Genomic DNA, 21,781 nt, shown 5'->3' with positions numbered 1-21,781 from the left:
CTGCTGTCGTGTCCCCACCTCGGTGCACTGTACGACAGCCCGGCTACAGGGCCGGTTCCGCCCACAGGTCCGCCGGTACGACGCCGACGGAGCGGCCGTGCGCGTCCAGGAGGCGGCCGAGGAGTTTGTCCTGGCGCAGGGTGATGACCCGGTCCGCGATGTCGAGGGCCGGGTGGACCGTGGCCAGGTGGGTCTCCAGGCGGAGGATGTCGCTGACCGAGTGCAGGCTGGCCTGGAGGACGAGGTTCTGCGGGCCGCTGACGGCGGCGCAGTTGCGGGTCTCGGGGAGCCGGATGAGGGACTGGCCGATGCCGGGGAGGTCGGCGGGCGGCACCCTGGCCCAGAACGTGACGGCGACCGGCCAGCCGCCGAGCGGGCGGGCGAAGTCGCAGCGGAAGCGGAGCAGGCCACGGCGGATGAGGGCCTCGACGCGGCGTTTGGCGGTGGAGAGGCTGACGCCGAGGTCCCGGGCCAGCGTCTGGTAGGGCGCGCGGCCGTCGTGGGCGAGCAGGGTGGCGAGGGCACGGTCGAAGGAGGTGAGCTCCCGATGGGTGCTCCGGTGCGCGGCGGGGACGGCGGCGGGTGCGGGTGCCCGGGCCGTCAGCCGGGCGCGCTGGGCCGGGGCCAGGGCGGCGATGCGCCAGTGGCCGCCCTCCGTGAACATGTGGGTGACGATCCGGGACCGTACGGCGGTGATGCCCGGCAGCTGGGGCAGCAGGTCGAGGGTGTAGCGGGACAGGGCGGGCAGGTCGCGGGTGGCGACGGTGGCGAGGATGTCGTGGCCGGAGGACGTCCGCTCGATCGTCACCATGTGGGGGTGGGCGCTCAGGGACCCGGCGACCCGGGCCGTGGTTCCCGGGGCGCAGTCGATCACGACGTACGCCACGCAGATCTGCTCCAGCAGGCGTGGGCCCGGGGAGAAGCCGACCCAGGCCGTGCCCTGCGCGGAGAGGCGGTGGAAACGGCGGGCCACCGTGACCGGGTCGACGCCCAGGGCGCGTCCGAGCTCGGTCCAGGAGGCGCGCGGGCTCAGTTGCAGCGCGTTGATCAGCGCCAGTTCGTCCTCGCTCAGCAGGTCCGGCGCGGTCGCAGGGGCAGCCGTAGCGGCGGCAGCATCCTGCGTCTGCTCGGCGGGTGAGCCGGAATCCTGCGGTTCGGAGCCGTTGTGCGCCACTCTCCCATTGTGGACTTCAGGGCCCGCACCCCGCGGGCGCAGTCGTGAAGAAGGGCCGGGACATGGCGTTCGCCGACTACCAGAACGAGATCTACCTCGACGGGCTGCGCGGAGTGGTGCCGCGGTTCCCGATGTCGTACGCCGATCTGGAGCCGTTGGCCCTGGCCGCGCTGGCTCCCGCGGTGCGCTCGTACGTCGCGGGCGGTGCCGGTGACGAGCGGACGCAGCGGGCCAACGCCGACGCCTTCGAGCGCTGGGGGCTGGTGCCGCGCATGCTGGTGGGGGCCACCGAACGGGACCTGTCCGTCGACCTGTTCGGGATGCGGCTGCCCTCGCCGCTGTTCATGGCCCCGGTCGGGGTGATCGGGCTGTGCGCGCAGGACGGTCACGGCGACGTCGCCGTCGCCCGCGCCGCCGCCCGTACCGGCGTACCGATGGTCGCCTCGACGCTGACCGTCGACCCGCTGGAGCAGGTGGCCGCCGGGTTCGGCGACACCCCCGGTTTCTTCCAGCTCTACACGCCCACCGACCGGGAGCTGGCCGAGAGCCTGGTGCACCGGGCCGAGAAGGCCGGGTTCAAGGGGATCGTGGTCACCCTGGACACCTGGATCACCGGCTGGCGGCCCCGCGACCTGAGCACCGGCAACTTCCCGCAGCTGCGCGGGAACTGCCTGGCCAACTACACCAGCGACCCCGTCTTCCGGGCCCGCCTCGGCAAGAACCCGGAGGACGACCCGCAGGCCGCCGTCGCGCTCTGGGCGGGGATCTTCGGCAACCCGCTCACCTGGAACGACCTGCCCTGGCTGCGGTCGATCACCGACCTGCCGCTGATCCTCAAGGGCCTCTGCCACCCCGAGGACGTCCGCCGGGCCAAGGACGCCGGCGTGGACGGCGTCTACTGCTCCAACCACGGCGGCCGTCAGGCCAACGGCGGCCTGCCCGCCCTCGACGCGCTGCCGGAGGTGGTCGAGGCCGCCGACGGCCTGCCCGTCCTGTTCGACTCGGGGGTGCGGACCGGCGCCGACATCGTCAAGGCGGTCGCACTGGGCGCCACCGCGGTCGGCGTCGGCCGCCCCTACGCGTACGGCCTGGCCAACGGGGGTGAGGAGGGGCTCGTCCACATCCTGCGGGCCCTGCTCGCCGAGGCCGACCTGATCATGGCCGTCGACGGCTACCCGGCCCTCGCCGACCTCACGCCGGAGGCACTGCGGCGCGTCGCCGGCTGAGTACCTGAACAAACAGCCGACCAGCTGACCAGCCGACCAGCCGACCAGCTGACCAGCTGACCAGCTGAACAAAGTAGCCGAAAAATGTACATCAAGCCCAGTCGGTAGGGTGTGCCCATGGCTGTGACCCGAGGGGACACCCAACGCCGCGAGCAGGTGCTCGCGGCGGCGCTGACCGTCTTCGCCACCTTCGGCTACCGCAGGACGTCGATGGACGCCGTGGCGCGGGCCGCCGACATCTCCCGCCCCGGCCTGTACTTCCTCTTCTCGGACAAGGAGGAGCTGTTCCGCGAGACCGTGCGGCAGGAGCTGGACCGGGCGCTGGCGGACGTCCGTACGGCGCTGTCCGCACCCGGCGCGGACCTCGACGCCCGCCTGGTGGCCGCACTCGACGCGAACCTCGGCCGGTACGTCGGCACACACCTCAACGAGGGCGTCGACGAACTCCTGGAACACGGGACCGCGCACCTCCACGACCTGTACGACGCCCACCGCGACGCCTTCCTCGACACGCTCGCGCAGGCGGTCTCCGACTCCGGCCGGACCGTCCCCGGCACCGTCACGCCGCGCCAGATCGCCGAGGTCCTGCAGGCGGCCGGCGAGGGCTGGAAGCACCGCGTCGGCGACCGCGCGGAGTTCGTGCGCAGGCTGGGCGTGGCGGTCGCGGTGGCGTTGCGGCCGTAGGGGTCGCGGGGGCAGGGGCCGGGAAACCGTGTTGAGGGTCCTGGCCCTCCTGCGGAAGGCTCCGTCGGTATGGAGTTCTTCTGTTACCACCGTGACCGGGCCGGCTCCCTGGAGTTGCGCGCGGAGCTGGTGGAGGACCACTGGGCCTACATGGACGGCTACGCGGCCGGGTTGATCGCGCGAGGGCCGACGTTCGGGGCCGGCGACGTGCCGAGCGGGAGCGTGCACGTCGTCGACCTGCCGGACCCCGCCGCCGCCCGGGCGTTCGCCTTCGACGAGCCCAACCACCAGGCCGGCGTGTACCGGGACGTGCTGCTGCGGCGGTGGCGCAACCTGCTGGGGCGGACCATGTGGGAGTTCCCCGGCGGCCGGACCGGCGGCAACCGCTACCTGGTGCTCGGTCTGGGGCCGGTCCCCGACGACCCCGGCGGCCTCTCGCCCGGCGCCGACCCCGACGACCTGATCGCGTTCGGCCCGCTGCTGTCCGACGACGGCACCACCTGGATCGGCACGGCGGCGCTGGTCCGGGCCGCGGACCGGGACGAGGCACTCGGGGTGCTGGCGCCGGTGCGGTACGCCGATGTCGAGGCGCACGACTGGGAGTTCGGCGGGCGACGGTGACGGGAAGACGCGCCGCGGGACGACCCTCTCCGGCTAGACCACCAGTACCTCCGCCAACCGGTCCGCGAACCGGGTGACTTGGTCGAGCCGCGGCCCGGACCGGGCGATGCGGAAGCCGTGCCTGCGACCCCAGAACGACGCCTGGACGGCATGCAACTGGGCCCAGCGGCAAACGCGTTCGCGATCGAGCTCCGCCGCGTCGGCGAAGACGTCCAGGAGGCGGCGGGCGGTCCCCGGGAGGTCGTCGGAGTGCATGAGGCTCAGGGCGCGGGACTTCAGGAGGGTGCCGCCGTCGTACGCGGGGTCTCCCACGTAGCCCTTCGGGTCGACCGCGAGCCACGGTTCCCGCTCGGCCCGCAGGATGTTGCGTGCGTGCAGGTCGCCGTGGACGAGGGTGTCCGGCTGGGTCCGGCCCAGTTCGCGGGTGGTGGCGACGGCCGCGTCCAGCGCGCGGGACGGGAGCGCGTGGGACAGTTCCGCGGCGTTCTCGCGCAGCTCCGCCGCCCACGTGTCCGCGCGGTCCCGGAGCCGGGGCAGGCCCGGTGGTGCCGGGACGGCGAGGCGGTGGTTCAGGCGGCCCGCGATCGTCATCACCGTCTCGTCGTCGGACTCCAGCGCCGCCAGCGTCGACACGTGGGCCCGCTCCAGGAGGAGGGCGAAGCGGGCGTCGTCGCGCCGGTGCAGGCGGACCGCGCCCCGGCCCGCCCACGCCTCGAACGCGTCCGGCTCGTGGACGTTGCCGGGGTGGGGGAAGGACACCTTGACGACGCAGCGGAGGCCGGAGGTCCGCAGGCGGACCGGGACGATCACGCCCACCCCGCCGTGCGTCACCTCGCCGTCGGGCACGCAGTCCCAGCGCCGCAGCAGGTCCTCGACGATCGCCGGGAGTTCGGCGATCCATGCCGCCCCGCGGTCACCCTCGCGGTCGATCGTGCCCCGCACCAGGGCCCCGGGAATGCCGATGGGAATGCCGATCACCCTGGCACCCTACGCGGCGCAGGGTGTACGGCGGGGCGCCATGAGCGTCGCGGTCGTCTACGCGGCCCGCACCCCGTACGCCGTCACGCGTACCGTCTCGTCGTCCAGGCATGCGCCGGTCTCCAGGTCGAAGCGCTGTTTGAGGAGTGGGGAGGCTACGAACGGGCGGCCCTGGTGGGTGCCGGTCAGGCCGCGGGAGAGGACCGCCGCACCGCCGAACGGGTCGCGGTTGTCGATGGCGTAGAGGCGGTCGGCGCGGTCGCGGAAGACGGCGGCCTGGCGGCCGTCGGGGAGGAGTACGGCCACGCCCCGGCCGGGCGTGAGCAGGCTGAGGTCGCAGACCGTGAACCAGCTGTCGGCCAGCTGGAGTTGGACCTTCAGGTCGGTGGTCTCGGGGGCCAGGGTCATCGCTGGGCGCTTCCTTCCAGAACGGTCGCCGTACCGTCCGGGCGGCGCAGGCCGATGGACAGCAGCGGCAGGTCGGGCTTCATCTGGTCCCGCTCGGGCACGAAGCCGACGACCGGGTCGGGGGTGTCGGGGGCGTTGACGAACGAGACGAACCGGGCGAGCTTCTCCGGGTCGTCGATGGTGGTCGCCCACTCGTCGGCGTAGGCGGACACGTGCGCCGCCATCAGGGACTCCAGCTCCGCGCAGATGCCCAGCGAGTCCTCGACCACCACGTCACGGACGTGGTCCAGGCCGCCCGGGATCCGCTCCAGCCAGGTCGACGTGCGCTCCAGGCGGTCGGCCGTACGGATGTAGAACATCAGGAACCGGTCGATCAGCCGGACCAGTTCGGCGTCGGAGAGGTCCTGGGCGAGCAGGTCCGCATGGCGCGGGGTGGCGCCGCCGTTGCCGCCGACGTACAGGTTCCAGCCGGCCGCGGTGGCGATGACACCGAAGTCCTTCGACTGGGCCTCCGCGCACTCGCGGGCACAGCCGGAGACCGCGGACTTGAGCTTGTGCGGCGACCTGAGACCCCGGTAGCGCAGCTCCAGGTCGATCGCCATCCGGACCGAGTCCTGGACGCCGTACCGGCACCAGGTCGACCCCACGCAGGACTTGACGGTCCGCAGCGCCTTTCCGTAGGCGTGGCCCGACTCGAAACCGGCGTCCACCAACCGGGTCCAGATCAGCGGGAGTTGTTCGACGCGCGCACCGAACATGTCGATGCGCTGGCCGCCGGTGATCTTCGTGTAGAGGCCGAAGTCGCGGGCGATCTCCCCGATCGTGATCAGGCCCTCCGGGGTGATCTCGCCGCCGGGGATGCGCGGGACGACCGAATAGGAGCCGTTCTTCTGGAGGTTGGCGAGGAAGTGGTCGTTGCTGTCCTGGAGCGCCCCCTGCTCGCCGTCCAGGACGTAGCCGCTCGCGCCGATCGTCGGGGCGAGGGACGCGATGATCGACGCCACGGCCGGCTTGCAGACCTCGCAGCCGTCGCCGCCCCGGGCACTCTCCCGGCCGTACCGGTCGAGCAGGTCCCGGTAGGTGCCGACGCGCAGCGCCAGGACGATCTCGTACAGCTCCTCGCGGGTCTGCGCGAAGCACCCGCACAGGCCCTTGTCGACCTCGACGCCGGACGCCTCCAGCTCGGCGGTGACCAGCTGGCCGAGGACCTTGACGCAACTGCCGCACGTCGTACCGGCCTTGGTGCACTTCTTCACCTCGGGCACGGTGGTGCAGGCGTGCTCCGTGACCGCGCCGCGGATCGTGCCCTTGCGGACGTTGTTGCAGGAGCAGATGACCGCGTCGTCGGGCAGCGCGGCCGGCCCGAGCTGGACGGACTCGCCGGCGCCGGCCGGCAGCACCAGCGACTCGGGCGGGACCGGCGGCACCGAACCGGTGAACGCCTTCAGGGTGCCGTACGCCTCCGCGTCGCCGACCAGGATGCCGCCGAGCAGGGTTCCGTCCCGGCCGATGACCAGCTTCTTGTACAGACCCGAACGGGAGTCGGAGTACACCACGTCCAGGCAGCCCTCGGCCGTGCCGTGCGCGTCCCCGAAGGAGGCCACGTCCACGCCGAGCAGCTTCAGCTTCGTGGACAGGTCCGCGCCGGTGAAGGCGGCCTCGTCGGCGGCGATGGTGGCGGCGGCCGTCTCGGCCTGCTCGTAACCCGGCGCCACCAGCCCGTACACCCGGCCGTCCGCCGCCAGCGCGCACTCGCCGATCGCGAACACGTGCGGGTCGGAGACGGTACGGCACTGCTCGTCGACCGTGATGCCGCCGCGCTCGCCGACGGTCAGCCCGCAGTCCCGGGCAAGTTGGTCCCGCGGCCGGACACCTGCGCTGAACACCACGAGGTCGGTGGCGAGTTCGGAACCGTCGGACAGTCTCATCCCCGTCACGGCGCCCGCCGGGTCGACCACGATCTCCTGCGTGCCGACGCCCGTGTGGACCGTCAGGCCCATCTCCTCGATGGTGCGCAGCAGGGCCGCGCCACCGCCCTCGTCCACCTGCACCGGCATCAGCCGCGGCGCGAACTCCACGATGTGGGAGGTGAGTCCGAGCCCCTTCAGCGCCCCGGCCGCCTCCAGCCCGAGCAGCCCGCCGCCGACCACCGCGCCCACGGTCGCCCCCGACCGCGCGTACTCCTCGATCGCGAGCAGGTCCTCGATCGTGCGGTACACGAAGCAGCCGGTCGCGTCCTTGTGGGGGACCGGCGGCACGAACGGGTAGGACCCGGTGGCGAGTACGAGCGTGTCGTACCCGACAGCCATGCCGGACCTCGCCGTTACCGTCCGCGCCGCGCGGTCGATCGTCTCAGCCGGGTCGCCCACGTGCAGCTCGATGCCGTGCGCGTCGATGAACTCCATGTCGGTCACGGAGAGTTCGTCGGGGGTACGGCCCGAGAAGTACGAGGTGAGGGCGACGCGGTCGTAGGCGGGGCGCGGTTCCTCGCACAGCACGACCACCCGGTGCGTGGCGGTCAGACCGCGCTCGGCGAGCGCTTCGAGGAAGCGCTGACCGACCATGCCGTGACCGACGAGCACGATCGTGGGGGTGGCCCCGGGGGTGGCGGTCATCAGGAGCCTCCGTCGTTGGGGAGCGGGGAGAACAGGGAGAACAGGGAGAACAGGGAGAACAGGGAGAACAGGGAGAACAGGGAGAACCGAGAGCGCAGGGGGAGCGTCGAGTGGGCGGTCGCCCCGGCGAGCGGCAGCCGGCCGTACGGGCGCCGCTCCTCGCCGCCGATGGATGCCTCGGGCGTCTCGGGTGCCTCGGGCGTCGCGGGGGTACCGGCGTGCTCGCCGGGCCGCGGGACGGGGCAGCGGTCGCCCGCGCGGCCGGCGCCGCTCACCACCACACGCGAATTCGAGGTCATACCCAGGAGCCTGCGGCGCCGACGTTACCCGGCCGCATCACCGCTGTTTCCCAGGAGGAACGCTGCCCTCTTCGGTGGCGGGGGGTGGGTGTGAGGGGTCCGCGCGGAGGAGCGGTGGGCACTGTGAGGCGGGGGAAACACGGGGGCGGCGCTCGGCCTGCGCCGCAGGTGGGCGGGGTGGGGGCGCGGGTGGCGGCAGGAGCGGGGGTGGGTGGCGGCGGGGCCGGTCGCGCGGGGGAGCGGTTGTGTACGTCGTACCCGGAGCGCGCGGGCGCAGAGGAGCGCCCGGTTTCCGTCGGTTCCCCGTCCCCGTCCCCGTCGGTGATCGCCTCTCGCGGCAGCCGTCGGCGGTCACTGGTTACCGGTCGCTCCCCGATCGCCCGATGCCCTCGCCGTGTGCCGAGTGCCGAGTGCCTCTCAGCGGCTGCCGGTCAGGTGGGCGAAGACGACGACGTTTCCCTGGTACCCGGTCGTGCGCGAGTAGCCGCCGCCGCAGGTGATGACGCGGAGCTCGGGGCGGTTCGCGGGGCCGTAGACCTTGTCGTCGGGGAAGTCGCGGGCCTGGTAGACCTCCACCGCGTCGACGCTGAACACGGCGACGCTCCTGTCCTTCCGGTCCAGCTCGATGGTCGCGCCGCGTCTGAGGGCGCCGAGGTCGTAGAAGACGGCGGGGCCCTCGGTGTTGTCGACGTGCCCGGCGACGATCGCGGTGCCGGTCTCGCCGGGGGTGGTGCCGGCCTCGTACCAGCCGGCGAGGTTCTTCTGCCCGGCGGGCGGGACGTCGAGGCTGCCGGCGGGGGTGAGGGCGAGGCCCATGAGGGGGGCGTTCACACGGATGGCGGGGATGCGGATGCGGGTGGGTGGGGAGGGCGGCAGGGCGGGGGCTTCGAGGCGTTCCTCGCCGGGATCGGGGCGGCCCTCGGCGGCGGACGGCTGGGGCGGCGCGTCGTGCGGTCCGAGGCCGGGGCCGAGCAGCCATACGCCGGAGCCGAGGGCCATGACCGTCACGGCGGCTATCGCGGTGTCCCCGATCCTGCGCATGTGAACCCCTCTCCCTGAGGGACGGACGTGACCCCCTCCCCCTCCGGGCCGCGAGGGGCGTCGGACCCGGAGGGGGTGGGATGTGCGGTACCGGCGGACGGACAGCGGAGGGTGTCCGTCAGATCACATCGCCTCTCGCCCGGCGATGCAGGAGCCAGGTACCGCCCGCGGCGGCGACGGCCAGAGCCGCCACGCCTGCCGCGGTCTGCACGGGGTCGGAGCCGAAGGCACCACCGACCCCCGTCTTCACACTGCCGTGGGGCTGCACCTGCTGCCCCGCGGCCGGCGCCAGTGCCACCACCAGGTCCCCGGTCACCTGCCGGGTCCCCTCGGCGCACTTCGCGACGATCTCGTACGTCCCCGGTTGCGCGCTCGGCGGCACCTGGAACTGCCCGATCGCCTCGCCCTCGTGCGTGCTCGGCGCAAGGGTGAACGTGCCGGCGCCGACCGAACTGGCGTCCCCGACCGCCGTTCCCTTCTCGCCGCAGGCCGCCGTGTTCACGGTGACCTGCCCGCCCGCCGCCGCGGTCGACGGGTACACGTCGAGGCTGCCGGTGGCGCCGCCGTACGCCGGCGCGACGGCGAGTCCGGCCGTGGCCACGGCCAGCGCGGTCCCGGTCACCAGACGGGCGGTGCGTCGCATGGTGCTCCCTCGGTCGAGGTCGTCCACTCCCTTGCTCTACCGAGGTAAAAGCCAAGCGCCCGGTCCCGCTCCCTGAGGCGCCGTCAGGTTTGGGATGAACGGGTGTCACGGCGAGGGGGCCAGGACCCCGTTGAGCGGGGATTCCGGCAGGTCAAGGGGGTCGTACGGGCACCGGTATGAAGAACACACGAATGGTGGTGGGTGGGGGGAGTGAACGGGTGACCCCCGGCAGCACCGACCGGTGCCGCCGGATGGGAAGGGGTGATTCCGAACGTGTCCCGGATCGACCGAGCCGCATTTCCGGATACGCGGCGAAACGCCTTCCGTGCCGTTTCCCCGCGGTTACGGCATGCCCTGTACGCCCTCCGGCGCCATCCGGATCGCGGCGATGTCGAACTGCAGTCGTACCGTCTCGCTCACCATCGCGCCGCCCTCCGCCAGGCGGGAGTTGTAGGCCAGTCCCCAGTCCATGCGGTTGATGGTGGTGGTGCCGTCGAAACCGACGCGCTGGTAGCCGAAGGGGTCCGTGACGTTGCCGATGTAGGTGAGTTCCAGGTCCACCGGGCGCGTCGTCTCCCTGATGGACAGGTCGCCGGTCATGACGTAGACGTCCGGGGCTTTCAGGCGTACCGCCGTGCTCTGGAAACGCATCCGCGGATAGGTCGCGGAGTCGAGGAAGTCGCGGCCCGCCAGGTGGGCGTCCCGCTGTTCCACGCCCGTGTCGACGCTCGCCGTGGACAGGATGATCTCGGCCTGGGAACGGGACGGGTCGCGGCCGTCGAAGTAGAGGCGGCTCTTGTACTCGGCGAAGGCCCCGCGGACCGTCGTCACCATGGCGTGCCGGACTGAGAAACCGATTCTGCTGTGCGCCGGGTCGATGACCCATTCACCGGTGAGGGCGGCGAGCGCGGGGTCCAGGAGGACGGGGGCCGAGGTGGGGGAGGCCGGCGCCGCCGTCGGGCGTGAGGGGACCGTGGGGGTGCGGCGGGCCGTGTGGGGGCGGCTGAACAAGTTCATGATTTATCTAGTTAGTCGACTCGGGGAATTGCCGCAAGTGCCCGTCAGGACAGAGGAGTTCGGGAATTCCGTATACCGTCACCGAAACTGCACATCGTCATCATGAGTTCCACTCAGGAAGTGCTCGGTATTCGCCGGGTTCCACGTTTCCCGGTTTCCCGGTTTCCTTGAATTGCGCTGTTCCCCCGTTGTCTGGGGTGTATGTGACGGCCGCCCCGGTTCGTTCGCCGGGGCGGCCGCCTCATCTCCGTGTGCCGTGCCTCAGTTCACGTTCACCGCGCTCCACGCCGCAGCCACCGCGTTGTACTCCGCGCTGCCGTTGCCGTAGAGGTCCTTCGCCGCGTTGAGGGTCGCGGTGCGGGCGCCCGCGTAGTTCGTCGAGGACGTCATGTAGACCGTCAGTGCGCGGTACCAGATCGCGCCCAGCTTGTCGCGGCCGATCCCCGTCACCGTCGAGCCGTTGTACGTCGGGGAGTTGTAGCTCACGCCGTTGATGGTCTTCGCGCCGCTGCCCTCCGCGAGCAGGTACGCGAAGTGGTTGGCGACGCCCGAGGAGTAGTGGACGTCCAGATTGCCCACCGACGAGCTCCAGTAGTCCGCCGAACTCCCGTCCTTCGACGGCTGGTCCATGAACCGCAGCGCCGCCTTCCCGAAGCCGGAGCGGACGATCTTCTCGCCGATCAGGTAGTCCCCGGGGTCCGAGGGGTTGTTCGCGTACCACTCCACCAGCGTGCCGAGGATGTCGGAGGTCGCCTCGTTCAGGCCGCCGGACTCGCCGGAGTACGTCAGCGCGGCCGTCTTGCTGGTGACGCCGTGCGTCATCTCGTGGCCCGCCACGTCAAGCGCCACCAGCGGGCCGAAGGTCGTCCCGTCACCGTCGCCGTACGTCATGCAGAAGCAACTGTCGTCCCAGAAGGCGTTGTTGTAGCTGTTGCCGTAGTGGACGCGGTTGTACGAGCCCTTGCCGTCGCCCGCGATGCCGTTGCGGCCCTGGACGTTCTTGTAGTAGTCCCAGGTCTCGTTGGTGCCGTACTGGGCGTCGACCGCGGCCGAGGAACGGTCCGAAGTGGCGCCCGTGCCCCAGTGGTTGTCGGCGTCCGTGAACACCGTGGACGGCGCCCGGCTGATGCAGATGCCGAAGATGCACAGGTCGGTCTTGTTCGCCGCGTCGCCCGTGTAGGTGTTGCCGCGCGTCGGGTCCGTGAGGTTGTACGTCGAGCCCGACTGCGTCGTCTCCAGCGGAACCGTGCCGCTGTACAGGGACTTGCCGTCGCCGGTCGCCGTCTCGATGCTGTCCCAGGCGTCGATCTGGGCCCCGGTGCGGGCGTCCGTCAGCACCGTGCGGGCGACCGGGTTGCCGAGCGAGTCCTTGCCGACGGCGTTGGTGCGCCAGGCCAGCTTCGGGGTGCCGTGCAGGGCGTCGACGATCAGCTGGGGCTTGGCCTGCACCTGCTTCAGCGCGTCGCCGAGGTTCGCCGCCCGCAGCGCGTTCACCGCGAGGTCGGCGGCCTTCGGGGCGGAGACGCTCGGGACGGTCGACGCCACGGATATCCGGCTCCGGGTCGCCCGGTCGGCGCTGCGGTACGCGCCGTCCGACGTGAGGTGGACGACGAAGTCGCCGCCCAGGACCGGGAGTCGGTGGTACGTACGGTCGTAGCGGACGTGCTGGTTGCCGTTCCTGTCCACGATCACGTCGCGGACCGAGGTGCCCTCGGCGGACGTGAGGCCCAGGGCGGTGGCGTGCTGGACGAGTGCCTGTGCCGCGTTCGCGATCGCGGTGGCCCGGGACGGTCTTGCGTCGGCGTGGGCGGCGGGGGAGAGCGCGGCGGCCAGCAGGGTCGCGGTGGTGACGGCGACGCCGGCCGTGGCGAGACGGGAGGCTCGGGTGTTCCGTGTCCGGCTCATCGGTCTCCTTGGAGGTGCGCCTCGAAGGCGTGGGGGTGGCGCTGATGACGACAGAGATTTAAGAGGCCATGACATGTCATGTCCATAGCGCCTCCATGGAGATGTGTGTGGAGGTGGAGGGGGTGCAGAATCCTTCCTGTGACCACCCGCGACCCCCGCCACCTCCCGTTCTTCGTCTACGGCACGCTCCGCCCCGGCGAGGTCAACCACGACGCGTACCTGCGGGGGCGGACGGAGAGCGAGGAATCCGGCCGTCTCGACGGCGCGGTGCTCTACGACGGGCCCGGCTACCCCTACGCCGTCGAGGAGCCCGGTCCCGCGGCGGTGCGCGGCGAACTCGTCACCGCGCGGCCCGAGGCGTACGGCAGACTCCTCCTGGAACTCGACGCGTTGGAGGAGTGCGTGCCGCAGGATCCGGCGAGCCTGTACGTGCGCGTCGCGCGGGACGTCGTACGGCTGCGGGACGGGGCCGCGGTCCGGGCCTGGGTGTACGTCGCCGGGCCCGTCGTTGCCGGGAAGCTGCGTGCGGACGGGCGGCGCATCGACGGCGGCGACTGGCTGGGCCAGGGCTGACCGGGGGCGTCGGGGAAGCCGGCCGAGGGGTGCCGGAGAGTTCGGCGCCCGGTCAACTCCCCGCGGTATCCCAGCCATCGTGAGAAGCGATGGCCGGTCGGCGGCCGGTGCCGCTGCTGCCGCCGGGCCCGAGCAGGGATGAGCGGGGAGGAGCAGGCCCGGGCGGGCCGAGCGGGGCTGATGGGCGCCCGGTCCGGCGCCGCTCCCGTTGCCCCCGCGGCACGGCACCCCCGAACGTGGCTCATTCCCCACCCCTGTTGGCCGGTCCCGCCCCGTTGAGTCTTCAAGGGGCCCGACTACAGTCGTCGTCTGCCACCGCAGCCCGCAGCCCGCAGCCCGCAGCCCGCAGCCCGCAGGACCCGTAAGACTCCGCGAAGCCCGCCCCCCCCCCGCAAGATCGCAGGACCCGCAGGACCCGCAGGACCCGCACGGCGCCCCACCCCGCCCTGACCGGGCCCCCGCCGCTCCCGGACTCGGCCTCCCCCCACTCGAAAGAGCCAGCCAGGAGGTCCCCGAGCCATGCCTCTGCGTCACCTCACCCCCCGCGACCAGCACCTCTTCTGGCAGTACGGCCGCGGCGCCGACGTACCCGTCCACGAACCGCTCGTCCACCGGGCCATCGAGCGGCACGCCATCGTCACCCCCCACGCCGTCGCCGCCGAGCACCACGGTGCGACCCTCACCTACGGTGAACTCGACCGCTACGCCGGTGCCCTCGCCGCCCGGCTGGTCCGCGAGGGCGTCCGGCCCGGTGACCGGGTCGGCCTGTTCGCCCGGCGCTCCATCCCGATGCTCGTCGGCCTGTTCGCCGTACTCAAGGCGGGCGCCGCCTACGTCCCCCAGGACATCGGCCGCACGCCTCCGGCCCAGCTCGCCGACGTCATCCGCACCGCCCGCACCCGGGTGATCCTCACCCAGAAGGAACACGTCCCGCGGGTCCCCCTCCCGCTCCCCGGCGGCCACCGGCTGATCGCCCTCGACGACCCGGCGCCGTACGATCCAGGCCCCGTGCCGCTGCTGCCGCCGCACCCCGACGACGGCTGCTGCGTCCTCTTCGTCCCCGGGACCGCAGGCCGCCGCCACGGTGTGCAGCTCACCCACCGCAACATCACCAACCTGCTGCTCACCGAACCCGGCGGGCTCGGCATCCGCCCCGGTGACCGGGTCGCCCAGCTCCTCGGCATCGCCTCCGGCCCCGCCGTCTGGGAGATCCTCGGCTGCCTCACCCGCGGCGCCACGCTGGCCGTCCGCGGCACGGACACCGACACCGGCACCGCGGCCCGCGCCGCGACCGTCCTGATCGCCACCCCCGCCGTGCTGGCCGGCATCGACCCCGCCGGCTGCCCGGACCTGCGCACGGTCGCCGTCACCGGGGAACCCTGCCCGCGCCCGCTCGCCGACCGCTGGTCGCGCCGGACCGCCCTCCTCCACTGCCGCGGCCCGGCCGAGGCGACCCTCGCCACCACCGTGGGCCGCCGCACCCCGGCCGCCGGACGGCCCCTGCCCAACGGCACGGTGTACGTCCTCGGCGCCGACCGCCGTGCGCTGCCCGTCGGGGAGACCGGCGAGGTGTGGGTGGGCGGCGACCCGGTCTCGGCCGGCTACCTCGGCGAGGAGGCCCTGAACGCCCAGCGGTACGCCCCGGACCCGTTCCTCGGCGAGGGCCGCGTCATGTTCCGCACCCGCGACCTCGGCCGCTGGACCCCCGACGGCGACCTCGAACACCTCGGCCGCCCCGCCGGCCGGCTCGGCCCGCCCGGTGAACGGCCACTGCTGCGGCTCGCCGGGGAACGCACGGCGGGCACGGTGACAGTCACCCGATGAGGACCACGGCGCCGCGCTTAGTGGTCGGCTCCAGAGGTCCTTCGGGGGTTGACTCCGGAGCCGGCCGCGGGCCGCCGCCGTTCAGGTGTCGAGGTGATGACGATCGGCGATGTGGGTGCGGTTCGTCTCGAGTGAAGCTCGCGATCGAGTGGTGAGGGTGAAGTGGCGCTTGTCGGGGGTGGTGCAGAGGCGGTCGTGCTCGCGGGTGGCGTGCATCAAGCCCTGCCACTGGTCTGCGGCTTCTGCTGTTCCGTCAGTTCCCGTGCGGAGTCAGTCGATCATGGTTGAATGCTGCGTCGCGGCGCTCCGGGGGGCTGGTGCCGCGTCGCGTCCGTCTTCTCTCTGCGAGGTGATGTGGGTCACATCGGCCCCATGTCACGAACGAAAGGGCAGCTTGCGTCTGGTGGTCGTCCGCAACGCGGGAACGGTCCACACGAAAGAGGCAGCAGAGCGATGAACACGACAACGCAGCAGCACGAGGTCCTGGTCCTGGGCGCCGGCTACGCCGGGCTCTCCGCTGCGATGCAGCTCGCGGCCCGCACCAGGAAGCGCGGGAACCTGCGAGTGACGCTGGTCAACCCCTACGACACCTTCACCGAGCGGCTCCGGCTGCACATGACCGCCACCGGCCAGGAGACGGCCGAGCTGAACATCCCGGAACTGCTGGACGGCACCGGCGCCGAGTTCGTCCGCGGCTGGGTCACCGCCGTGGACGCCGATGCGAAGACCGTCCGGATCGACGACGACCGGGTGCTGCGCTACGACACCCTGGTCTACGGCCTGGGCAGCATCGCGGACACGGCCTCCGTCCCCGGCGTGGACGACCACACCCACACCTTCAACAGCCCGGAGGACGCCACCCTCCTCGCCGACCGGCTGACCCGCCTCGACGGCGGGACGGTTGTGGTCGGCGGCAGCGGCCTCACCGGTATCGAGGCCGCCGCGGAGATCGCCGAGCGACACCCGGAGCTCCAGGTGGTCCTGCTTGGCCGGGCGGAGCCGGGCGCGACCATGCACCCGAAGGCCAAGGCCTACCTGAACGCGGCGCTCGCCCGCCTCGGCGTGCAGGTGCGCTGCGGCGTCGACGTGGTCAAGGTGCTGCCGGACAGCGTCGAGCTCGCGGACGGCTCCAGCATCGAGGCGGCCGCGGTGCTGTGGACCAGCGGCACCCGCGTCTCCCCGCTGGCCGCGGCTGCGGGCCTGACCGTCGACGAGCGCGGCCGGGTGGTCACCGACAGCGCGCTGCGCTCGGTCTCCCACCCGGAGGTCTACGCCGTGGGCGACGCGGCGGCGATCCGTCAGGGCTACGGTGTGATGCACGGGACCTGCCAGGGCGGCATGCCTACCGGCGTGCACGCGGCGCTCTCGATCGTGCGGGTGCTGGCCGGCAGGGAGCCCAAGCCCTTCCGCTTCGGCTATTACCACACGCCTGTCAGCCTGGGCCGGAACGACGCCGTCGTGCAGTTCACCCACCCCGATGACAGCCCGCGCCGGATCGTGCTGACCGGCAAGCGGGCCGCGAAGTACAAGGAGACGGTCAGCGCCGCGCCGTGGCCGACCTTCGCCCGCATGAAGAAGATGCCCGTCTCGGGCGCGTTCTGGCCGCACGGCGGGCGCTACACCCGGATCAGGAGCGCCAAGTGACCCAGCCGCAGCGGGCCGACGCCGACCAGCTCGCCTTCCAGCAGTACCGCACCCTGCTCTTCTCGGTCGGCTACCGCATCCTCGGCTCCGCCGCCGACGCCGAGGACGTGGTCCAGGACGCCTGGCTCAAGTGGTCGGCGGCCGACCGGTCCCAGGTCGCCGACCCCAAGGCCTACCTGACCCGGATCATCTCCAACCTGGCGATGGAGCGGCTCCGTTCGACCCGCCACCAGCGTGAGACGTACGTCGGCCCGTGGCTGCCCGAGCCGATCCTCACCGGCCCGGACGCCGCCGACGGCGTCGCCACGGCGGACTCGGTCTCGATGGCGCTGCTGGTCGTGCTGGAGACGCTGAGCCCGCTGGAGCGTGCGGTCTTCGTACTGAAGGAAGCCTTCGCCTTCAGCTACGGGGAGATCGCCCAGGCGGTGGAGCGTTCGGAGGCGGCGGTGCGGCAGGCCGCGCACCGCGCCCGCGAGCACGTGCAGGCCCGGCGGCCCCGCTTCACCGCCGACCCTGCCCGCCGACGCGACGTCACCGAGCGATTCTTCGCGGCGGCCACGGGCGGCGACATCAACATCCTGATGGAGCTGCTCTCGCCGGACGTGACGCTGTGGACCGACGGTGGCGGCAAGGTCCGCCAGGCCCTCAAGCCGGTCGTCGGCCTGGAGACCGTGGCTGGTTGGTTCGCCGCGCTCGGCACCGTGACCTACCAGGGCGTCACGCCCGATCAGATGCGGGCGGAGCTCACCTGGATCAACGGCGGCCCGGGCGTGGTCTTCCGCGGCCCGGACCGTGTGATGGCGACGCTGACCTTCGACTTCGACGCGGAGGACCGCATCTCGACCATCCACAACGTGGCCAACCCCGACAAGCTCCACGCCGTCGCCGCCGGCACCCGGCGCGAACTCTCCTGAGCCGCCCGATCGATATCGACGCCCGCCGGAATCCCCGTGAGCGCCCGGGCCCGCAGCCCAGGCACGGGCCGGGCCCTGGTGAAAGCGGATGCGGCAGGCTGTGGCCGTCGTGATCCACTTCTGCAGATCGGTTTGCCTGCCTTGCCTGTTGCCGCCGCGCGCCCGACAGTCCTGACCGCCGCCGAGCGGCACCGGTTGAAGAAGGCGGCCTGGGGCCACAAGTCCGAGCACCGGGTCAGAGTGCGGGCGCAGATCGTGCTCCGGGCGGCTCGAGGCAGGTCCAACGCGCGTATCGCCGTCGAGGTGGGAGTGCACGTGGACATCGTGCGCACGTGGCGGGGCCGGTTCGCGGACCTGGGCCTGCCGGGACTGTGCGACCGCAAGCGCCCGGGGCGGCCCGCTGCTTTCACCGCGTTGCAGGCTGCGCAGGTCAAGGCGCTGGCCTGCCGGCTTCCCGCCGAGGCCGGCGCGCCGCTGTCGCGCTGGTCGTGCCCGGAACTGGCCCGCGAGGCCGTTGAGCGCGGCATCGCACCCTTCCTGTGGGCGTCCACCGTGCGCCGCTGGCTCGACCAGGGCGCGATCAAACCCTGGCGGTACCGCTCGTGGATCTTCCTCACCGACCCGGACTTCCGGCCCAAGGCGGCCCGGGTCCTGGACCTGTACGCCCGCACCTGGGACGGCGAGCCGCTCGGCGCGGACGAGTGCGTGATCAGCGCGGACGAGAAGACCTCCATCCAGGCCCGCTTCCGCTGCCGCCCCACCCTCGCGCCCGGCCAGGCGAGAGCGATGCGGGTCAACCACACCTACGGGCGCGGCGGTGCACCGGCCTACCTGGCCGCCTACGACGTCCACGAGGCCACAGTGCTCGGCCATGGCGAGCCGACCACCGGTACAGCTCAGTTCATGACCCTGGTCGCCCAGGTCATGAGACAGGAACCCTACGCGAGCGCGAAGCGCGTGTTTTGGATCGTCGACAACGGCTCCTCTCACCGCGGCAAGGCCGCAGTGGACCGCCGTGTCGCCGCGTTCCCGACCGCCGTATTGGTCCACACCCCGGTGCACGCCTCCTGGCTGAACCAGGTGGAGATCTTCTTCTCCGTCGTGCAGCGCAAAGTCGTGGCGCCCAACGACTTCACCGGCCTTGCCCAGGTCGGGAACCGGCTCCGAGCCTTCGAAGACCACTACAACGCCACGGCACAGCCGTTCCAGTGGAAGTTCACCACCTCCGACCGGGACGATCTGCTGGCCAGGATCGACCGGCACACCACCGATCACCCGGAAGAATCCTCCGTCGCGCTGGCAGCGTGATCAACCCCCGAAGGATTTCCGGCGCCGACCGCTTAGTGCGGCGCCGCGGCCAGGGCCTGGGCCACCCCTGGTTCCTTCTTCCCCAGGAACTGGGGGTTCGGTTCGAACAGCACGTCGAGGGCGGCCTTTCCCGCCGCGAAGACCTCCCGCGTCCCGCCGTAGTACCAGGTCACGTCGTGCTTGGCGTCGACCCCGACCCCGTACGACGCCACCCCCGCGGCCTCGCACAGCGCCACCGCGCGCCGGATGTGGAACCCCTGGCTGATCAGGACGGCCCGGTGCACGCCGAAGATCTTCTTCGCGCGGACGCAGGAGTCCCAGGTGTCGAAGCCGGCGTAGTCGCTGACGATGCGTGTGCCGGGGACGCCGTGCGCGGTCAGGTAGGTGCGCATGGCGTCCGGCTCGTCGTAGTCCTTGCGGCTGTTGTCGCCGGTGACGAGGACGACCTTGATGCGGCCCTCCTTGTACAGGGTCGCCGCCGCGTTCAGGCGGTTGGCGAGGTAGGGCGAGGGTTCGCCGTCCCACAGGCCCGCGCCGAAGACGACCGCGACATCGGCGTGCGGGACGTCCGCCACCGTGCGCAGCCGGCCGGCCGTCGAGACGTACAGCCAGGTGGCGGGCAGCAGCGCCAGCACGCACGCGGCCATCACGCCCTGCACCAGGCGCCGCCGGCCGGTGCGGGTCCGCGGCAGCCGCGGTCGGCGTATCCTCATACGCTCGGTCCCCCCTCGTTCTTCCTGCGGGTTCTTCCTGCGGTCCTTCTTGCGGGCTTCGACCATGGAGGACGCAGCGCGGGAGGTTCCGGTTCGCTCACAGCGTGTGGGTGCGGGCCGTGAAGTGCCGGAAAAGACTCGTGACGGTCAGGCAACGGGCGTGCAACCTCGCCCGGCGAGGATCTTCGCATGACGGTGACCGACCTCTCCCCGCGCCCCGGTCCGCCCGCCCTGGTCCTGGTGGCCCACGGCAGCCGCGACCCGCGCGCGCTCAGCACCGTACGGGCGCTCATGGACCGGGTACGCGCGCTGCGCCCCGGCCTGCCCGTGCACCTCGGTCACATCGAGCTGAACGAGCCGCTGCTCCCGGACGCCCTCGCCGCCCTCGGGGAGACCGAGGCCGTCCTCGTCCCGCTCCTCCTCGGCCGTGGCTACCACGTCAAGCGGGACATCCCGGAGATGGCTGCGGTCGCCGGCGTCCGGACCCGCGTCGCCGCCCCGCTGGGCCCGGACCCCCTGCTGGCCGGCGTCCTGCATGCCCGCCTGCTGGAGGCGGGCTGGCGCCGCCGGCCCGCGAGCGCGGTGATCCTGGCGGCGGCGGGCTCCCGGGATCCGGAGTCCAGGGCCGACACGGACCGCATGGCCGGCCTCCTCGGCGCCCGCCTGGGCGTCCCGGTTCTCCCCGCCTACGCCTCGGCGGCGACCCCGACGGTGCCGGAGGCGATCACCGCCCTGCGCGCGAGGGGCCGTCACCACATCGCCGTCGCCTCCTACTTCACGGCCCCCGGCCGCTTCGCCACCGAGTGCGCGGCCCACGCCCCGTGGCTCGCCTCGGCTCCCCTGGGAGCGCATGCCGCGATGGCCGAGCTGATCCTCCACCGCTACGGACACGCGCTCGGAACACCGCTGACCGCGGCTGCCTGAGGCGGCAGGTGAACGTCATCGAGGAGGTCGCGGGCGGTTGACCGTGCACGGCCGCCAGGCAGCCGAACGCCGTCCCGGCGCGATTTCCGGACACCGTGGCGAGGGGCGAACACCTGTATGAATCCATGGCTCGCCCGGGTCCCGACCAGCCGAACGGCCATGTCCGACCGTGTTTTCGCGCGTGGCGGGTGAGGCGGAAGCTACCTCTATAAACAGTGATGTCATGTGAAAGTCTCTTCATCTGACTTGTATCGGTGGTTACAGGACATAGTCGATATCGGAGGATTCTCGGCACCGACCAGGGAGGGGAACCCCATGTCCGAAGACGTCTCCGAGGACATCTCCGACGACGAGCAGGACCACCCCGCGGCGAGAACCGTGTCGACCGGGACGAAGCGGAAGGCCGAAGACGGCGGCGATGGCCCTGCGTCCAAGCGCCCGAAGATCAAGAGGAACTCCTCCGACGAGGATTCCGGGGACCAGGGCTCCTCGTCGGAGGAGGATTCCGGGGACCAGGGCTCCTCGTCGGAGGAGGATTCCGAGGATCAGGGCTCCTCGTCGGAGGAGCACTCCTCGCAGGAGTACCCCGGCCAGCCCGTCGGTGACTATGTGCCCCGGGACGATTCGAGCAGCGAGTCGCAGAGCTCCCAGGGCACCAGGGTGGACCTGGGGTACCACGAGATATTCATCCAGACGGCCGTCGCATGGGCGGAGGCCAACAAGGGCCGCATCGGCAGGGCCTGTCAATCCGAGGGCGGTTGGGAGTCCTGGCTGGAGGTCGAGCTCTACCTCGCGCTGCAGGACGCGGATATCCCGGTGTCCCGGCAGCCGCCCTTCACAGTGGACACCACTGGTGGCTCCCGTGCGGACCTCTTCCTCGGCGACCGCTTCCTGGTCGAGCTCAAGGTGGAGACCGCCACGGAGTCGGCGGACGCTTTCGCGAAACGCGTGAAAACCGACATCGACAAGGTCGACGCGAAGGCCAAGAACCGTCCCGCCTCGGTGGTGGGCTTCGCCTGGTCGAAGGAGAGCACGACCGCCTGCACCAAGTTGATCGGCGAGCCCATCAGTGTCGGCAACCTCTGGATCTTCCAGGACACCACCCTCGGCAGCTGACCCGCCCCGGGCCGAACTCCGCCCGGTGACCCGAACCGCGCCCGGCGCGGGCGGCGACCGCCATCCACGTACTCCCGCGTCGCGGTCAGCGGCGACCTCGGGAACGGGCGGCCGTACCAGCCCTCGACGACCTGCGGCCCGGACAGCCCGAGGC

General features: G+C 72.1%; 20 protein-coding genes. 10 read left to right on the top strand and 10 right to left on the bottom strand.

Annotated features, from left to right (window positions below; all coding sequences use genetic code 11):
• Positions 1-43: 43 nt before the first annotated feature.
• Positions 44-1,174, bottom strand: a complete 1,131-nt coding sequence (locus tag AB0D74_RS08770) for an Lrp/AsnC family transcriptional regulator (protein WP_362582002.1) — start codon at positions 1,172-1,174, stop codon at positions 44-46.
• Between the two features lie 62 nt (positions 1,175-1,236).
• On the opposite strand from AB0D74_RS08770, the gene AB0D74_RS08765 reads away from it, so the two are divergent.
• The 3 genes from AB0D74_RS08765 to AB0D74_RS08755 all read left to right on the top strand — a co-directional run bounded on the left by AB0D74_RS08765 (position 1,237) and on the right by AB0D74_RS08755 (position 3,705).
• A complete protein-coding gene (locus AB0D74_RS08765) occupies positions 1,237-2,400 on the top strand; it encodes an alpha-hydroxy-acid oxidizing protein (protein WP_362582000.1) in 1,164 nt (387 codons plus the stop codon).
• A 117-nt stretch (positions 2,401-2,517) separates the two neighbouring features.
• On the top strand, positions 2,518-3,084 hold the full coding sequence (locus tag AB0D74_RS08760) for a TetR/AcrR family transcriptional regulator (protein WP_362581998.1): 567 nt from the start codon (positions 2,518-2,520) through the stop codon (positions 3,082-3,084).
• A 69-nt stretch (positions 3,085-3,153) separates the two neighbouring features.
• Positions 3,154-3,705, top strand: coding sequence for a YciI family protein (locus AB0D74_RS08755; protein ID WP_362581996.1), 552 nt, complete (start codon positions 3,154-3,156; stop codon positions 3,703-3,705).
• Between the two features lie 33 nt (positions 3,706-3,738).
• On the opposite strand, the gene AB0D74_RS08750 is transcribed toward AB0D74_RS08755, so the two are convergent.
• From AB0D74_RS08750 to AB0D74_RS08715, 8 genes are all read right to left on the bottom strand, one after another.
• Positions 3,739-4,683, bottom strand: a complete 945-nt coding sequence (locus AB0D74_RS08750; protein WP_362581994.1) for an aminoglycoside phosphotransferase family protein — start codon at positions 4,681-4,683, stop codon at positions 3,739-3,741.
• Positions 4,684-4,740: 57 nt separating this feature from the next.
• Positions 4,741-5,091: a nitrite reductase small subunit NirD gene (gene nirD, locus AB0D74_RS08745; RefSeq protein ID WP_362581992.1), complete on the bottom strand. Its 351-nt coding sequence runs from the start codon at positions 5,089-5,091 to the stop codon at positions 4,741-4,743.
• Positions 5,088-7,706 (bottom strand): nitrite reductase large subunit NirB, encoded by a 2,619-nt coding sequence (gene nirB, locus AB0D74_RS08740; RefSeq protein ID WP_362581990.1) that lies wholly within the window; start codon positions 7,704-7,706, stop codon positions 5,088-5,090. The genes nirD and nirB overlap by 4 nt, the downstream gene beginning before the upstream one ends.
• Entirely contained in the window at positions 7,706-8,005 is a 300-nt protein-coding gene (locus AB0D74_RS08735; RefSeq protein WP_362581988.1) for a hypothetical protein, read from the bottom strand. The genes nirB and AB0D74_RS08735 overlap by 1 nt, the downstream gene beginning before the upstream one ends.
• Positions 8,006-8,422: 417 nt before the next feature.
• Complete coding sequence (locus AB0D74_RS08730; protein ID WP_362581986.1) at positions 8,423-9,046, bottom strand: class F sortase; 624 nt, start codon at positions 9,044-9,046, stop codon at positions 8,423-8,425.
• Between the two features lie 118 nt (positions 9,047-9,164).
• Positions 9,165-9,689, bottom strand: a complete 525-nt coding sequence (locus AB0D74_RS08725) for a hypothetical protein (RefSeq protein WP_362581984.1) — start codon at positions 9,687-9,689, stop codon at positions 9,165-9,167.
• Positions 9,690-10,031: 342 nt separating this feature from the next.
• Positions 10,032-10,706, bottom strand: coding sequence for a YceI family protein (locus AB0D74_RS08720; RefSeq protein WP_362581982.1), 675 nt, complete (start codon positions 10,704-10,706; stop codon positions 10,032-10,034).
• A gap of 261 nt (positions 10,707-10,967) precedes the next feature.
• On the bottom strand, positions 10,968-12,611 hold the full coding sequence (locus AB0D74_RS08715) for a M4 family metallopeptidase (protein ID WP_362581979.1): 1,644 nt from the start codon (positions 12,609-12,611) through the stop codon (positions 10,968-10,970).
• Positions 12,612-12,749: 138 nt separating this feature from the next.
• Here AB0D74_RS08715 and AB0D74_RS08710 point away from each other — a divergent pair, with 138 nt between their 5' ends.
• The 5 genes from AB0D74_RS08710 to AB0D74_RS08690 all read left to right on the top strand — a co-directional run bounded on the left by AB0D74_RS08710 (position 12,750) and on the right by AB0D74_RS08690 (position 18,874).
• Positions 12,750-13,184, top strand: coding sequence for a gamma-glutamylcyclotransferase family protein (locus AB0D74_RS08710; protein ID WP_362581977.1), 435 nt, complete (start codon positions 12,750-12,752; stop codon positions 13,182-13,184).
• Positions 13,185-13,703: 519 nt separating this feature from the next.
• Positions 13,704-15,008 (top strand): AMP-binding protein, encoded by a 1,305-nt coding sequence (locus AB0D74_RS08705; RefSeq protein ID WP_362581975.1) that lies wholly within the window; start codon positions 13,704-13,706, stop codon positions 15,006-15,008.
• A gap of 453 nt (positions 15,009-15,461) precedes the next feature.
• Positions 15,462-16,652, top strand: coding sequence for an FAD-dependent oxidoreductase (locus AB0D74_RS08700; RefSeq protein ID WP_362581973.1), 1,191 nt, complete (start codon positions 15,462-15,464; stop codon positions 16,650-16,652).
• On the top strand, positions 16,649-17,566 hold the full coding sequence (locus AB0D74_RS08695) for an RNA polymerase sigma-70 factor (protein WP_362581971.1): 918 nt from the start codon (positions 16,649-16,651) through the stop codon (positions 17,564-17,566). Before AB0D74_RS08700 ends, AB0D74_RS08695 begins: the two co-directional genes overlap by 4 nt.
• A gap of 36 nt (positions 17,567-17,602) precedes the next feature.
• Positions 17,603-18,874 carry an IS630 family transposase gene (locus AB0D74_RS08690; protein WP_362581969.1) on the top strand — a complete coding sequence of 424 codons (1,272 nt, stop codon included), beginning with the start codon at positions 17,603-17,605 and terminating at the stop codon, positions 18,872-18,874.
• Between the two features lie 32 nt (positions 18,875-18,906).
• Here the strand turns inward: AB0D74_RS08690 and AB0D74_RS08685 are convergent, their stop codons facing one another.
• Positions 18,907-19,587, bottom strand: a complete 681-nt coding sequence (locus tag AB0D74_RS08685; protein ID WP_362581967.1) for an ElyC/SanA/YdcF family protein — start codon at positions 19,585-19,587, stop codon at positions 18,907-18,909.
• A gap of 189 nt (positions 19,588-19,776) precedes the next feature.
• Here AB0D74_RS08685 and AB0D74_RS08680 point away from each other — a divergent pair, with 189 nt between their 5' ends.
• Positions 19,777-20,511: a sirohydrochlorin chelatase gene (locus AB0D74_RS08680; RefSeq protein ID WP_362581966.1), complete on the top strand. Its 735-nt coding sequence runs from the start codon at positions 19,777-19,779 to the stop codon at positions 20,509-20,511.
• A gap of 315 nt (positions 20,512-20,826) precedes the next feature.
• Positions 20,827-21,627 carry a hypothetical protein gene (locus AB0D74_RS08675; RefSeq protein ID WP_362583103.1) on the top strand — a complete coding sequence of 267 codons (801 nt, stop codon included), beginning with the start codon at positions 20,827-20,829 and terminating at the stop codon, positions 21,625-21,627.
• The last annotated feature ends 154 nt before the right edge of the window (positions 21,628-21,781 follow it).

The organism is Streptomyces sp. NPDC048278 (assembly GCF_040652195.1).
In the GTDB taxonomy this organism is placed as follows: Bacteria; Actinomycetota; Actinomycetes; order Streptomycetales; family Streptomycetaceae; genus Streptomyces.
The sequence above is the reverse complement of the archived record's forward strand: the minus strand, read 5'-3'. Positions and strand labels throughout refer to the sequence as shown.